The organism is Mesorhizobium sp. Cs1299R1N1, from assembly GCF_037179655.1.
Classification (GTDB): domain Bacteria; phylum Pseudomonadota; class Alphaproteobacteria; order Rhizobiales; family Rhizobiaceae; genus Mesorhizobium; species Mesorhizobium salmacidum.
On the sequence record NZ_JAPYKR010000005.1, the window covers coordinates 1 to 14,354 of the forward strand.

A 14,354-nucleotide genomic window follows, 5' to 3' on the forward strand; every position below is an offset into this window, starting at 1 on the left:
CGCCGACATCGGCATGCTTGTGCTTGACCATGGCGCTCTCGGTCCACGAGGCATTGGCATCCGGCACCGCCTTCAGCGCCATGGCCATCGCCTTGATCACCATGTCGTTGACCGACAGCTTGTAGGCAGGCGCCTCACCCTTGTCGGTCTTCTTCACCGGCGCGGCGGCATTGAGTTGCGTGCGCAGGGCCAGCAGCGCATCGAGTTCGCAATCGAGTGTCAGGTAGAAATGCGGGATGGTGGTTTTGGCTTCGACCAGGCGCCGCGCGATGGTCTTGCGCATGTTGTCATGCGGAATGAGTTCGTAGGAGCCTTCCTCGAACAGCTTCAGCACCTGGTCGTCCGACATTGGCTTCACCGCCGGAGCGGCGGCTGGTGCGCCAGCCGGAGCCTTGGCGGCGGGCGCTGCCTTGGCACCACCGCCGGCGATCGCGGCATCCACGTCTGCTTTCACCACCCGGCCATGCGGGCCGGTGCCGGATATGGCCGACACGTCGACCCCCGCCTCCTTGGCGACACGGCGTGCGAGCGGCGATGCAAAGGTGCGGTCGCCAGCCGCATGACCATTGGCAGTGGCTGGAGCTGCCGAGGCAGGCTCGGCCTTCGACGCCTCGGTCTTTGGTGTCTCGGCCTTTGATGCCTCGGGCTTTGATGCCTCGGGCTGGGGCGCTTCAGCCTTGGCGGCTTCAGCCTTCGGCGCTTCGGCTTTCGCCGGTGCGGCATCGCCACCGCTTTTGGCGGCAGCGCCCGCATCCTCGCCTTCGGCGGCAAGCACGGCGATCAGCGCGTTGACCTTGACGCCTTCGGTTCCGGCCGGCACGACGAGCTTGGCAACCGTACCCTCATCGACGGCCTCGACCTCCATCGTCGCCTTGTCGGTCTCGATCTCGGCGATGACATCGCCCGGCGAAACCTTGTCGCCTTCCTTGACCAGCCATTTTGACAGATTGCCTTCTTCCATCGTGGGCGACAGGGCCGGCATGGTGATGTTGATAGGCATCGCTCACTCCTGGATGAATTTGAAAAGGCCGCGCATGACGGTCAGCGTGGCGACAATGAACACGGATGGCAAGACACCGAAATGGTAGCTACCCTTGCCCATCTCGAGCACCATCATGCTGCCGGTCTGGTCGACCTTTGCGGAAGCAGTTGCCACAATAGCAAGAACCAGCGACGCGGCACCGCTGAGCATCAACAAAACCGCATCGAACTTCCCGGTCATCGATCGCACGAAAAATGCGACCACGACAGTGGGAACAATGATGGCTGCCAACGTCCAGAAAGACAGCATCCGCATTGCTCCCTAGCGATATGTGACTGCCTTAACCGCCTCGATGACCTCGCCGACATTCGGCAATGCCAGCTTTTCGAGGTTGGCCGCATAGGGCATCGGCACGTCCTTGCCGGCAATGGTGATCACCGGCGCGTCGAGGAAATCGAAGGCGCGTTGCGAGACCTGGTTGGCGATATGGTCGCCGACCGAATTCTGCGGGTAGCCTTCTTCGACCACGATCAGCCGGTTGGTCTTCTTGACCGAGGCGATGATGGTGTCGAGATCGAGTGGACGGATGGTCCTGAGGTCGATGATCTCGGCATCGATGCCCATGCCGCGCAGTTCGGCTTCAGCCTTGACGGCATAGGTCATGCCGATGCCGAAGGAGACGATGGTGACATCCTTGCCTGCCTTGTGGATGCGCGCCTTGCCGATCGGCAGCACGAAATCATCCAGCTTCGGCACGTCGAAGGACTGGCCGTAGAGGATCTCGTTCTCGAGGAAGATGATCGGGTTCGGATCGCGGATCGCCGCCTTGAGCAAGCCCTTGGCGTCGGCCGCCGTATACGGCATCACGACCTTCAGGCCCGGAATGTGGCTGTACCAGGCGGCATAGCACTGCGAGTGCTGTGCGGCGACACGGGCCGCCGCGCCGTTCGGCCCCCGGAACACGATCGGCGCGCCCATCTGGCCGCCCGACATATAGAGCGTCTTGGCGGCCGAATTGATGATCTGGTCGATCGCCTGCATGGCGAAGTTGAAGGTCATGAACTCGACGATCGGCTTCAGCCCAGCCATCGCCGCACCGACGCCAACGCCGGCAAAACCATGTTCGGTAATCGGCGTGTCGACGACGCGACGCGGCCCGAATTCCTGCAGCAGGCCCTGCGTGATCTTGTAGGCGCCCTGGTATTCGGCGACTTCCTCGCCCATCACGAAGACATCGCCGTCGCGGCGCATTTCCTCGGCCATGGCATCGCGCAACGCCTCGCGCACCGTGGTCGAGACCATCTCGGTGCCGGCCGGAATATCCGGATCGGCGGCGATTTCCGTTTTCGGCGCGGCCGCGACAGGTGCGGCGGTTGGCTTTGCCACCTCCGCCTTGTCCTCGGCCGGCGCTTCCGCCTTTGCCGGTGCTTCCGCCTTGGCGGGAGCCGCGGACTTGCCGACATCGGCGGCGCTCTCGCCGTCCTGCAGCAGAACGGCGATCGGCGTGTTGACCTTGACGCCTTCGGTGCCGGCGGCGATCAGGATCTTGCCCAACGTGCCTTCATCGACGGCTTCGACTTCCATCGTCGCCTTGTCGGTTTCGATTTCGGCGAGCACGTCACCGGCGACGACCTTGTCGCCCTCGTTCTTCAACCATTTGGAAAGATTGCCCTCTTCCATGGTCGGCGAGAGCGCGGGCATGAGAATTTCGATCGGCATGTCCTGGCCCTCCCTTACAATACGATATCGGTCCAGAGCTCGGACGGATCCGGCTCGGCGTCGTGCTGGGCAAATTCGGCGGCGTCGGCGACGATGTCGCGAACCTCCTTGTCGACGGTCTTGAGTTCGTCCTCGGTTGCCCACTTCTTCTCGATCAGGCGCGCCTTGACCTGCTCGATCGGATCATGGTCGGAGCGCATCTTCTGGACTTCTTCCTTGGAGCGGTATTTGGCCGGGTCGGACATCGAGTGACCGCGATAGCGGTAGGTCTGCATTTCGAGAATGATGGGTCCGTTGCCGGCACGGCACCACTCGGTAGCCAAATCGCCGGCCGCCTTCACCGCACGTACATCCATGCCGTCGACCTGGATGCCCGGAATCTTGAAGGAGGCGCCGCGATGCGAAAAATTGGTTTCAGCCGACGAGCGCGAAACCGAGGTGCCCATGGCGTAGCGGTTGTTCTCGATGATGTAGATCACCGGCAACTTCCACAGCGAGGCCATGTTGAAGCTCTCATAGACCTGACCCTGGTTGGCGGCGCCGTCGCCGAAATAGGTCAGCGAGACATTGTTGTTGTCGCGGTAGCGGTTGGCGAAGGCCAGGCCGGTGCCGAGCGACACCTGCGCGCCGACAATGCCGTGACCGCCATAGAAATGCTTCTCCTTGGAGAACATGTGCATGGAGCCGCCCTTGCCCCTGGACAGGCCGCCGCGGCGTCCGGTCAGCTCGGCCATCACGCCGCGCGGCGACAGCTCCATCGCCAGCATGTGGCCGTGGTCGCGATAGGCCGTGATCATCTGGTCGCCGTCGATCAGCGCCATCTTCATGCCGGTGACGACCGCTTCCTGGCCGATATAGAGATGGCAGAAGCCGCCAATGAAGCCCATGCCGTAGAGCTGGCCGGCCTTTTCCTCGAAGCGGCGGATGAGCAGCATGTGCCGGTAGGCGGCAAGCTCTTCGTCCTTGGTGAAGTCAGCAGGCTTGGGTGCCGACAGACCGGATTTGCCGTCGGATTTCGATTTGGCAGGCGCTTTTCTGGCTGCGTTGGCCATGCATCACTCCCTGTTGGCGTCTCTTGGCGGACACTGGAGCAAGGTCAACCTGCTCCGGGGAGATCGCCCTCCCCTTCGATTTATGGGAGGCTAACACGTAGAAAGGCGTTCCGCCATGTCGAAATTGCATAGCTGGCATGCGCCTAAGCGGTTAAAATCATTGAAAATATTGCTGATTAACCGAAAATGGGTTACTTCGTCGAAACCGGCAGCATGATGGTGATCTCATCAGGTTGGGATAAATTGAGCGCTTTACGCGCCTGCTCGTCGAGCATGTCCTTCTCCAGCGTGCCATCATGCATGAGCTTGACGCGCCGTTCGAGCTCCGTCCTGCGCGCCTTGATCGCATCGAGCTGACCCTGCAGCGCGACCGTCTCGGCCTCCAGCTTGTATTTGGAATTGATGCCGAATTCACCATGGTAGGCATGAAAGCCGAAATAGGCCAGGAACGCCACGCAGAGCGAGGGAATGATCAGCCGGCCGGTGTTTCTCTGCTTGTGCTGACGTGTCCACATGTTCCAAATTCCTTCGGGTCGCGAACGCTACGACCTGGCATCTATCTCGCCCGATTGTGCTTAATGGACGGTTACGCACGACTGGATTTGGCAGGCTGCCGAAACGAAGAAACGAAAAAGGATGGACATACAGCGCACGCCATAGCCGCCTGAGATCGCTGATCAGAGTCCCCGAGGAGGAGTACCCCCAATGCAAACGCGAGCACTCGATATCACGGCGCGATGTGCGTTTGTTCTCTTTCTGGTTTTCGCGCACCTGCCTGTCTCCTTGGCGGAGTCGGGACATCTGGTTGCGGCGACCGCGATCTCTGGCGCTCCTGCGGGTGCGATGGCGTGGCGCATTCGCTACGACACGACCGAACACGAGGGACGCCCGGTGCAATCGACCGGCGTGCTCGTCGCGCCGAGCGGCCTTGCGCCGAGTGGCGGTCGCAAGGTGGTAGCTTGGGCGCACGGTACCACGGGCATCGCGGAGCCTTGTGCCCCGTCATTGGGACCGCGCGCATTGGCTTCCATTCCGGCCCTCGAACAAATGGTCAGGCAGGGATGGACCGTTGTGGCCACGGACTACCCGGGGCTCGGAACGCCGGGGCCTCATGCCTACCTCGTGGGGGAGGCCGCGGCACACGCGGTGCTCGATTCGGTCCGCGCCGCGCGACAGGTCGAGCATGCGAATGCCAGCACGCAATTCGTCGTGTGGGGGCTGTCGCAAGGCGCGCACGCCGCGCTCTTCACTGGACAGGAGGCGCACGGCTACGCGCCCGGTCTGCAACTGCTTGGTGTAGCCGCCGCAGCGCCACCGACAGACTTGATCATGAACCTTGGAGATAGCTCCAGTCCGATGGTTCGCACGATTTTGACGGCGTTTGCGGTCGACAGCTGGTCCAAGGTCTATCACGCGGATACGGGAACGATCGCCAAACCGACGGCCCGGCGCTTACTGCATCGGCTCGCCTCTACATGTGGCAGCGAGGATCCGGCCCTTCGAACCAAGATCCAAGTGGCACGCCTCCGTCGTCAGATTACGGATGTTGACCTGACCGCCATCGAGCCGTGGCGTTCGCTGCTTGTCACCAATTCGGCAGGTGGCGGTCCCGCTGGTGCACCGCTGTTCGTGGCGCAAGGCACCGACGATGCCGTCGTCTCTGCCGATGTGACGAAGCGCTTCGTTGTCAATGCTTGTGGACGCGGAGAACAAATTCGCTTCGTGTCGATATTGAACGGCATTCATCGCACAACGGCGACCGCTTCCGCCGAAGAGACATTGCGCTGGATGGCCGGACGATTCGCAGGTCAGCCATCACCGAACGACTGTCCTATCCGATGACGGGACGGCGAGATGTGACCTCGCCGCCTCCGGATATGGTGTTCCCGCTCAGCTCTTGATCACCGACTTGCCGGCGTAACGCGCCTGCTTGCCGAGTTCTTCCTCGATGCGGATCAACTGGTTGTATTTGGCCATGCGGTCGGAGCGCGACAGCGAGCCGGTCTTGATCTGTCCGCAATTGGTGGCGACGGCAAGATCGGCGATGGTCGAATCCTCGGTCTCGCCCGAACGGTGCGACATGACGGCCGTGTAGGCTGCCTTGTGCGCGGTCTCGACCGCGTCGAGTGTCTCGGTCAGCGAGCCGATCTGGTTGACCTTGACCAGTATCGAATTGGCGACACCCATGCGGATGCCATCGCGCAGGCGCGCCGTGTTGGTGACGAAGAGATCGTCGCCGACAAGCTGCGTCTTCTTGCCGATCAGGTCGGTCAGGTATTTCCAGCCTTCCCAGTCATCTTCGGCGAGGCCGTCCTCTATCGAGATGATCGGATAATCGGCGGCGAGCTTGGCGAGGTACTTGGCCTGCGCCTTGGGGTCGCGCGTCTTCTTCTCGCCCTCATAGACATAGTTGCCGTCCTTGAAGAACTCGGTCGCGGCGCAATCGAGGCCGAGCGCGATCTCTTCGCCTGGCTTGAATCCGGCCTTCTCGATCGATTCCATGATGAAGTCGAGCGCCACCGGCGCGCTCTTCAGGTTCGGTGCGAAGCCGCCCTCGTCACCGACATTGGTGTTGTGGCCGGCATCTTTCAGCTTCTTGCGCAGTGTGTGGAAGATTTCCGAACCCCAGCGCACGCCTTCGCGCAGCGTCGGCGCGCCGACCGGCAGGATCATGAATTCCTGGAAGTCGATCGGATTGTCGGCATGCGCGCCGCCATTGATGATGTTCATCATCGGCACCGGCAGGACATGCGCCTTGGTGCCGCCGACATAGCGATAGAGCGGCAGGCCGGCGGCATCGGCCGCGGCTTTCGCGACCGCCAGCGAAACGCCCAGAATGGCGTTGGCGCCGAGTCGGCTCTTGTTGGGCGTGCCGTCAAGCTCGATCATCGTCTGATCGATATGGATCTGGTTTTCGGCTTCCATGCCGCCGATCGCCTCGAACAGTTCGCCATTGACCGCCTCGACGGCCTTCAGCACGCCCTTGCCGAGATAGCGGGCGCCGCCGTCGCGAAGTTCGACGGCTTCGTGGGCGCCGGTCGAGGCGCCTGACGGCACAGCGGCGCGGCCCATCGAACCGTCTTCGAGAACGACATCGACCTCGACGGTCGGATTTCCACGGCTGTCCAGGATTTCACGCCCGACAATATCGATGATGGCGGTCATTGCGATGTCCTCGATTGATCTGGAGAAAGGGGTCGCGCCCGTCTTAGCCAAAGCGACGCAAAAGGCAATCGGGCCCTGGCCGAATATTGCCGTTCGCTCGATTCACGAAGCGCAAGTTTCTGTCATCATAAGTCATGCCACCACACGCGCATTCCGGGTTATGGATGTTGTCGCGCGGGGCGAAACAGGAGGAGTTTCGCCATGTCTGAGTTGAGCGGTATCGTCAGTCTGTTCCTGATCGCCGCGGCGTTCCTGACGTCATGCGACAATCAGCAGTCACCGCCAAAAGCCTTTGCGCCTTTGGCGGCTTCGCACATCAGCGAGTAGCGTTGCCTTGAATCGAAAAGGGGGCCGTCGAAACGACCCCCTTTTTCGATTGTGGCGTCAATGCCAATAGGGCGTGACTTTGTAATACTGATAGGACTCGTCGCGCGCGCTCTCGCCATCCGCGCCGGCCAGTTCGTTGATCGAATGGGCAGGCGCTGCCTTCAGCTGTTCCTTGGTGAAGGGTACGACATAGCCGCCTCTTGCCTCATCATAGTCGAGGGTTGCCCAAGGAACGGCGTGGTACTTCTCGCCAATGCCAAGAAAGCCGCCAAATCCGATCACCGCGAACATGATGCCATTCGACGTCTTGTCGAGCATGACGTCCTCGATGCTGCCGATGCTGTCGCCCTGGGTGTTGTAGACGGTAGTGCCGATGACTCGCGAAGCGGCAATGGCTTCGGTGTGGCCTGTCTGGGTTGTCATTATCGTACTCCTCGTTGTCGTTGATCACTGCTTGACAATGAGAGGCGCGGGCGAAAGTTCCCGACTTTTTGGCGGCTGCCTGATCACTCCGCGAGGATGAAAGTCACCTTCATGTTGACGCGATAGGCCGCGATCTTGCCGTCCTCGACAACGATCTTCTGGTCCTGGATCCAAGCGCCCTCGACGTTCTTCAGGGTCTTCGAGGCGCGCGCAATTCCCTGCTCGATGGCGTCCTGAAAGCTCTTGCTGGACGACGAGGTGATTTCGGTGACGCGGGCGACAGACATTGGCTTCCTCCTGCCAAAACGCTCATTTGCAGGACAAAGCGTACAACCGGGGCTTGTTCGCTACAAGACGGTGGCTTTTCAGCCCTTTGCGATCCTGTCGAAGGCCATCAGCCTTTCCAGCAGTGCCGGCATGTCTTTCAGCGGCACCATGTTGGGACCATCGGAAGAGGTCGAATTGTCGGGGTCCTGATGGGTCTCGATAAAGACGCCGGCAACACCGACGGCAACGGCCGCGCGGGCCAGCGTCTCGACAAAGCGGCGCTCCCCGCCAGACGACCCGCCCTGCCCGCCCGGCTGCTGCACCGAATGGGTGGCGTCGAAGATCACCGGGGCGCCGATCTCGGCCATAACAGGCAGAGCGCGCATATCCGACACCAGTGTGTTGTAGCCGAAAGAAGCGCCACGCTCGGTGGTCAGCACATTGGCATTGCCGGAACCGGTGATCTTGGCGACCACGTTCTTCATGTCCCAAGGCGCGAGGAATTGCCCCTTCTTGACATTGATGACCTTGCCCGTCCTTGCGGCGGCGACCAGCATATCGGTCTGGCGCGACAGGAAAGCTGGTATCTGCAGCACATCGACATGCGGAGCAACAATCGCGCACTGCTCCTCGGTGTGGACATCGGTCAACACGGGCAGCGAGAATTCCTTGCGCAATTCGTCGAAAACTGGAAGCGCGGCGTCCATGCCGGCACCACGCGTTGCCGACAGCGAGGTGCGGTTGGCCTTGTCATAGCTCGTCTTGTAGACGAGGCCGATGCCGAGCCTGCCGGTCAGTTCCTTCAGCGCACCGGCCATATCGAAGGCGTGCTGGCGCGATTCGAACTGGCACGGGCCGGCGATCAGCGCCAGGGGGCCTGCATTGTCGAAGACGACATTGCCGACGGTTACCGACGAATTGGGCGCCAGGGGGTTGCTCATTGGATCTCCCGAAAGATGAAAGCCGCGCCCTGCCCGGGTGCCGGCCGCACGATGATGTCATTGCCCGACATATCGTGTTCGATGGCATTGGCCGCAAGCAGGCTTGCGGCGGCGTCAATGTCGCGGATCGAAAAAACCACGGCGGCGAAGCGCAATTCTGATGGCGCCCCGGCCGGCATTCCAAAGCGCGCCGTGAAAGAGGCGGCGTCCAGGACGGTCAAGATCGCGTTCGGCAGATGAAAAGCGCCGCCTTGCGTATCGGCGGACGGGTCGTTGACCGCCACTGAAAGCAGCCGGTGCTGCTCGGCAGCGGCGCCACCGCTGATTGCAATCACCTCGACAATTCCGCCGACGCCGTTGGGGTGAGCCTGCAGTGCCGCGCGGTCCACTTTCGGCGCATTGATGCGCTGGCAGGTAAAAAGAAATGCGTCCGTTTGGCCGTGAGCCGCGGCAAAGGCGAGCTTGAACGAGGCCGTATCGCTTTTGCCCGCCGTGTCAGTGAAAGCTCGCGAGAAGCTCAGCGTGTCTCCCGCGGACAGGCCGGCTTTGACATGGCGTTCATGGTCACCATCGGCATTGTCCGTGCCAAGAGCCACCGCGGAAAATCCCTCGTTGCCATGGCTTTCGCGATAAAGGCGGTCGCGCGCAACGAAGACATTGCCCTCGGCAGCCGCCTCTGTCGCAGCCTGTTCACTGCCAATCGCAAGCGGCTCCAGATAGGTACCGTCGGCAAGGAAAACGCAGCAGTTTTCCGTGCCAAAGGGATGGATGCCGGTCGGAGCGACGACGAAGCCAAGCGCGTCGAGCCGGGCGCGCGCGGCATCGAGGCTCTGTGTCGGCAAAACCAGATGATCGAGCGGATGAATGCCTGATGAGGTCATGGAAGCGCGATGTGCATCATTCGGAAGATCGGTTCAAGACCTTGATCGCCGGCGGCGGCGCGTCGCGCTGGACGAATTGCGGGCCTGGCGGAAGGCCATCAAGCTTCCCGGCGGCCTTCACGTGCTGCCCGGTTATTTCACGGGGCGCCGCGAACGGCACCTTCTGGAGCAAGCGCTGGATCAGCTTCCGGCCACGACATCAGCGGAATAGCGCAGTTCGCGCATTGGTTTGACGTTGCTGGTGGTCTGCGCATAGAGCGGGTGCGCCTTGTAGGCGGCCAGCGCCGCGTCATCGGCGAATTCCGCGTAGACGACGACATCAACTTCATCCGACAGCGGGTCGACCTTGGTGTTCAACGTGACCTCGAAAAGGCTGGAATGAGGAATATCGCCGAGCGCCAGCAGCCCGGTGCGAACTGCTTCCACATCTTCCTTTCGCCGTGCGCTGAAGAAAACGATATGCCGGATCAATCCCGCCTCCTCGATCTGAATGTCGGGGTCTTTTGTGACGGCGGTCTCTTCGCGTCAACCGGTCATGGCGCCACACGTCCTTGCGACGCGCCTCGATCGGTGCTGGACCTCAGCTGCCAATTTGAAGGGGGATGTCTAGGTCTTGCCGGTGACGTAGCGCACCGCATGAGAAACCTCCCTGACCGTGACGTCGAGATACCGGCCCTGATTGTAGAGGCCGTCCCAGATCAGGAAGAACGCGATGGCGGCAATGACAATTACATAACGCATGGCTAAAGCTATCGCACTAGCGCCGCTGCTGCCATAGGCGTTTTTGATTGGGTTGCAGCGACCTTACGCAAGGCGTCAGATGCCGGGCGCCGCGTGGCAGGGTCCAGCTTTCGGCATGCCTCTTGAAGTCCCCCCTCATGACGTGGAAGATTGTGGCAGGCATTCACTGGAAGCGCCGAAGCCCTGGCTAAGGGGGCGCGCTTTCGTTCGAGCCCGCCTGTCGCCGGATCCGCAAGCTACCGGTCGAGGCAAGGGCGTTCGAACCCGGCGGATGATCCAAGGGAACCGTAGCTCGGCAATTGCGCCGACGCCACGGAGATCCAGGGGCATGGAATGGGACACGGGGAACATCACGGCATAGTGCCGAGCGAAGCGGTCAGGCTCGATGAATTCAATTTCGCCGAGATCGTCAAGGGCCTGCCGGCCAAGGCGCGCATGGTGCTGTCGGCGGCCATGAGCCTGCCGCGCGGTTCGCTGAAGGTCAGGATGCCGGACGGCCGAGCCGTTCTCGTCGGCGGCAAGGCGCCGGGTCCCGACGCCGAACTCGTGCTCAAGAACTGGCGTCTGCCAGGCCGCGCCTTTTCCGGCGGCACGATCGGCGTTGCCGAATCCTATATGGACGGCGATTGGGAAAGCCCTGACGTCACCAGCTTCCTCGAACTGTTTGTGGTCAACTCGGCGATCGGCGAACGCGTCGCGGGCGGCGCCAGCTGGCTCATCAACACGGTCCAGCGCATCCGCCACTGGTTCAACGAGAACACCCGCACAGGGTCGAAGCGCAATATCTCGGCGCATTACGATCTCGGCAACGCCTTCTACAAGGAATGGCTCGACCCGAGCATGACCTATTCCTCGGCGCTTTATGCCAATGGCGCCAACGATCTCGAGAGCGCCCAAGCCGCCAAATACCGGGAGTTGGCCAGGGATACGGGCATAAGTGGTAAGGATCATGTGCTGGAGATTGGCTGCGGCTGGGGCGGCTTTGCCGAATTCGCGGCGCGCGAAATCGGCTGCCGGGTTACCGGATTGACCATCAGCCGCGAGCAGCACGATTTCGCCAAGGCGCGCATCGCCAAGGCCGGGCTTGCCGACAAGGTCGACATCAAGCTGCAAGATTACCGCGATGAAACCGGCACTTACGATCGCATCGCCTCGATTGAGATGTTCGAGGCTGTCGGCGAGAAATACTGGCCGGTATTCTTCTCCAAGATGAAGGCTTGCCTGAAGCCCGACGGCACTGCGGGGCTGCAGATCATCACCATCAACGAAGCCGCCTACGACACCTACCGCGCCAGGCCGGATTTCATCCAGCGCTACGTCTTCCCGGGCGGCATGCTGCCGACGCCGTCCATCTTGAAGTCGCTTGGCGCGACGCACGGCCTTGCCCATCTACGCGAACGCGTTTTCCCCGAGGACTATGCCCGCACGCTTGCCGAATGGCGCCAGCGTTTCCGGGGATCGTGGGAAAAGATCGTGCCGCTCGGCTTCGACGATCGTTTCAAGAAGCTCTGGGAATTCTACCTGCATTATTGCGAGGCCGGCTTCCGCACCAGCTATATCGACGTGCGCCAGGTGGTCTACAAGGCGTAGGGCTGGCCAGGCTGACAGCGGCTTTGCCACGGATGCGCTGGATCTTGTCATGCCGGTGATCAAGGGCAATCCGCGCCGCCCACCCCTCCAAAGAGCTGACTGGAGGCCTTGGGGGTGCGGCCAGGACTGACCGCACCCGGCTTTGACGGCCTTATCAGAGAAGAATGCGATATCTGGCAAAACCGGCTTCGCCCTCGCCGGCAGGCTCGATCCTCAGCGACTTCACATCGGCGATGAAGTCCTTTGCCTTGACGCCTGTCTCGAAGACGACGCTGGCTCCCGGCAACGGCGCGAACGACCAGTTGCCATCCGCCGTCGGGTTGATGGTGCCTTGGCTGACGACGTAGCGGACGATGACGTCGCGGTTGGTGTCAGGCGCCTCGTAGATGATCTTCGAGGCATTGATGTCGGGAAAGTTGCCACCGCCGCCGGCACGATAGTTGTTGGTCGCAACGATGAATTTCGCTGCTGGATCAATCGGCTTGCCGTCGAATTTCAGGTCGAGAATGCGATTGGAACCGGCATTGGCGACGCCGCCCTTCGAATCGTATTTCGGCGGTTGCGACAGGTCTATCCTGTAGCTGACGCCATCGATGACATCGAAATTGTAGGAGGGGAATTCAGGGTCGATCAGCGGCTGGTCAGCCTTCCCTGCCTCGATCTTCTTGAAGATGCCGGCCGACATCTCCAGCCATTCCTTCACCTGCGCACCCGTGATCTCAACCGCGCGAACCGTGTTCGGATAGAGATAGAGGTCGGCGACGTTCTTGATTGCGATGTCGCCCACCGGCACGTCGGTGTAGTAGTCGGCGCCGCTGCGCCCGCCGGCCTTGAAGGGCGCCGCCGCCGACAACATCGGCACGTCCTTCCACGGGGTGCTCTTCAGGATATCCTTGAGATACCAGCTCTGCGCCTGGTTGACGATTTGCACCGACGGATCATCGGCCACCAGCGCGAAATAGGAATAGAGCGGCGCCGAGGTCTTGCCGACAGGGCGGCGCACATAGGCGAGTGTCGCCTCGTGGTCCTGCTCGAGAGCGGCGATGATGCGCTTGTCGTCCGGGACGGTCGGCTTGTTCTTGTTGTCGACACGCTCGAAAATCGGCCGCGCCTCCGATGTCGCCGAGACCACTTTCCACTTCGACCCGTCGCGTTCCAGCATCAGGTCGATCAGGCCCATATGCGAGCCCCAGAAACCGCCCATGACGGCGGGCTTGCCTTGCAGCGTCCCCTTCTGTGCGTCAACACCCTCTAACGCCTGGAAATCCTTCTTGCCGGGGAAGACCAGGTGCTGGTGGCCGGTGAAGACCGCGTCGATGCCTTTGACGCCGGCGACGAAGAACGAGGCGTTCTCCATCATGTCACCCTGTTTGACGTCGATGCCGGAATGCGAGAGCGCGATGACAATATCGGCACCCTCCTCCTTCATCTGCGGCACCCAGGCCTTCGCCGCCTCGACGATGTCGCGCGTCTTGACGTTGCCTTCGAGATTCTTGAGGTCCCAGATCATGATCTGCGGCGGTACGAAACCGATGATGCCGATCCTGATCGGCTGTTCCGCGCCTGACCCGTCCTTGATTTTCTTGTCCAGGATTATGTAGGGCTTGAGGTAGAGCTTGTCGTCGCGCGGGTTGGCGGCAAGCTCGGTCCCCCGGATCAGATTGGCGCAGACGAACGGGAAATTGGCGCCGGCCAGTACCTTGTCCAGAAAGGACAGGCCGTAGTTGAATTCGTGGTTGCCAAGTGTCGAACACTCATAGCCGAGCAGGTTCATGCCTTTCATGATCGGATGGAGATCGCCCTCCTTCAGACCCTTCTCATAGGCGATGTAATCGCCCATCGGGTTGCCCTGCAAAAGGTCGCCATTGTCGATCAGCATCGAATTGGCTGCTTCCTTGCGCACGGCGTCGATCAGGGACGCCGTGCGCGACAGCCCCATCGTGTCATTGGCTTTGTCGGCGTAGTAATCATAGGGCAGCACGTTCACATGGATATCGGTGGTTTCCATGATTCTCAGATGCGCCTGGTTGGCCTGCGCACGGGCGGAGAAGGGATGAAGCATGATCAGCGCCCCTGTGGCAGCGGCCCCCGCAAGGAGACCACGGCGAGAGACGGGATGGAGCAGTTGCGACATGTTTTCTCCTTAGTTCGACGACCTGACAGGCCCTGCCCCGAAGCGAACTTCGCTCTGAAACCGGCTCAAGTCCACTCAAGAAGTCGCGCGCATCGGCACGCCAATCCATCAGCTACAGATGACGGCCCGATG

The 14,354-nt window shown here is 61.4% G+C and carries 16 protein-coding genes; 3 read left to right on the forward strand and 13 right to left on the reverse strand.

Annotated features, from left to right (window positions below; translation table 11 throughout):
• The 5 genes from O7A70_RS11995 to O7A70_RS12015 all read right to left on the reverse strand — a co-directional run.
• A partial coding sequence (locus O7A70_RS11995) for a 2-oxo acid dehydrogenase subunit E2 (protein WP_337140569.1) occupies positions 1-1,000 on the reverse strand: 1,000 nt, incomplete at its 3' end.
• A 3-nt stretch (positions 1,001-1,003) separates the two neighbouring features.
• A complete protein-coding gene (locus O7A70_RS12000; protein ID WP_337140570.1) occupies positions 1,004-1,273 on the reverse strand; it encodes a hypothetical protein in 270 nt (89 codons plus the stop codon).
• A 30-nt stretch (positions 1,274-1,303) separates the two neighbouring features.
• Positions 1,304-2,701, reverse strand: a complete 1,398-nt coding sequence (locus O7A70_RS12005) for a pyruvate dehydrogenase complex E1 component subunit beta (protein WP_337140571.1) — start codon at positions 2,699-2,701, stop codon at positions 1,304-1,306.
• 14 nt (positions 2,702-2,715) lie between these two features.
• Positions 2,716-3,753 carry a pyruvate dehydrogenase (acetyl-transferring) E1 component subunit alpha gene (gene pdhA, locus O7A70_RS12010; RefSeq protein WP_027146759.1) on the reverse strand — a complete coding sequence of 346 codons (1,038 nt, stop codon included), beginning with the start codon at positions 3,751-3,753 and terminating at the stop codon, positions 2,716-2,718.
• Positions 3,754-3,944: 191 nt separating this feature from the next.
• Positions 3,945-4,268 carry an FtsB family cell division protein gene (locus tag O7A70_RS12015; RefSeq protein ID WP_337140572.1) on the reverse strand — a complete coding sequence of 108 codons (324 nt, stop codon included), beginning with the start codon at positions 4,266-4,268 and terminating at the stop codon, positions 3,945-3,947.
• A gap of 190 nt (positions 4,269-4,458) precedes the next feature.
• On the opposite strand from O7A70_RS12015, the gene O7A70_RS12020 reads away from it, so the two are divergent.
• Positions 4,459-5,595, forward strand: coding sequence for a lipase family protein (locus O7A70_RS12020; protein ID WP_337140573.1), 1,137 nt, complete (start codon positions 4,459-4,461; stop codon positions 5,593-5,595).
• A 48-nt stretch (positions 5,596-5,643) separates the two neighbouring features.
• On the opposite strand, the gene eno is transcribed toward O7A70_RS12020, so the two are convergent.
• Positions 5,644-6,918, reverse strand: a complete 1,275-nt coding sequence (gene eno / locus O7A70_RS12025) for a phosphopyruvate hydratase (RefSeq protein WP_337107138.1) — start codon at positions 6,916-6,918, stop codon at positions 5,644-5,646.
• Between the two features lie 201 nt (positions 6,919-7,119).
• Between eno and O7A70_RS12030 the strand changes: the two genes are divergently transcribed.
• Positions 7,120-7,245 (forward strand): hypothetical protein, encoded by a 126-nt coding sequence (locus O7A70_RS12030; RefSeq protein ID WP_084636826.1) that lies wholly within the window; start codon positions 7,120-7,122, stop codon positions 7,243-7,245.
• Positions 7,246-7,302: 57 nt separating this feature from the next.
• Here O7A70_RS12030 and O7A70_RS12035 read toward each other — a convergent pair whose 3' ends face one another.
• The 6 genes from O7A70_RS12035 to O7A70_RS12060 form a co-directional block, all read right to left on the reverse strand.
• Complete coding sequence (locus O7A70_RS12035) at positions 7,303-7,668, reverse strand: PRC-barrel domain-containing protein (RefSeq protein WP_337140574.1); 366 nt, start codon at positions 7,666-7,668, stop codon at positions 7,303-7,305.
• Positions 7,669-7,751: 83 nt separating this feature from the next.
• The gene (locus O7A70_RS12040) at positions 7,752-7,955 is read right to left on the reverse strand and encodes a dodecin family protein (RefSeq protein WP_140758630.1); all 204 of its coding nucleotides are present in this window, start codon (positions 7,953-7,955) and stop codon (positions 7,752-7,754) included.
• A gap of 78 nt (positions 7,956-8,033) precedes the next feature.
• Entirely contained in the window at positions 8,034-8,876 is an 843-nt protein-coding gene (gene kdsA, locus O7A70_RS12045) for a 3-deoxy-8-phosphooctulonate synthase (protein ID WP_027145610.1), read from the reverse strand.
• Positions 8,873-9,757, reverse strand: coding sequence for a VOC family protein (locus O7A70_RS12050; protein ID WP_337140576.1), 885 nt, complete (start codon positions 9,755-9,757; stop codon positions 8,873-8,875). The genes kdsA and O7A70_RS12050 overlap by 4 nt, the downstream gene beginning before the upstream one ends.
• Positions 9,758-9,937: 180 nt before the next feature.
• Positions 9,938-10,228: a Dabb family protein gene (locus tag O7A70_RS12055; RefSeq protein WP_027145608.1), complete on the reverse strand. Its 291-nt coding sequence runs from the start codon at positions 10,226-10,228 to the stop codon at positions 9,938-9,940.
• Between the two features lie 135 nt (positions 10,229-10,363).
• On the reverse strand, positions 10,364-10,498 hold the full coding sequence (locus O7A70_RS12060) for a hypothetical protein (protein WP_263489212.1): 135 nt from the start codon (positions 10,496-10,498) through the stop codon (positions 10,364-10,366).
• Between the two features lie 333 nt (positions 10,499-10,831).
• On the opposite strand from O7A70_RS12060, the gene O7A70_RS12065 reads away from it, so the two are divergent.
• The gene (locus O7A70_RS12065; RefSeq protein ID WP_337128267.1) at positions 10,832-12,088 is read left to right on the forward strand and encodes a cyclopropane-fatty-acyl-phospholipid synthase family protein; all 1,257 of its coding nucleotides are present in this window, start codon (positions 10,832-10,834) and stop codon (positions 12,086-12,088) included.
• A gap of 154 nt (positions 12,089-12,242) precedes the next feature.
• Here O7A70_RS12065 and O7A70_RS12070 read toward each other — a convergent pair whose 3' ends face one another.
• On the reverse strand, positions 12,243-14,222 hold the full coding sequence (locus O7A70_RS12070; RefSeq protein WP_337140577.1) for a bifunctional 2',3'-cyclic-nucleotide 2'-phosphodiesterase/3'-nucleotidase: 1,980 nt from the start codon (positions 14,220-14,222) through the stop codon (positions 12,243-12,245).
• Between the last annotated feature and the right edge of the window lie 132 nt (positions 14,223-14,354).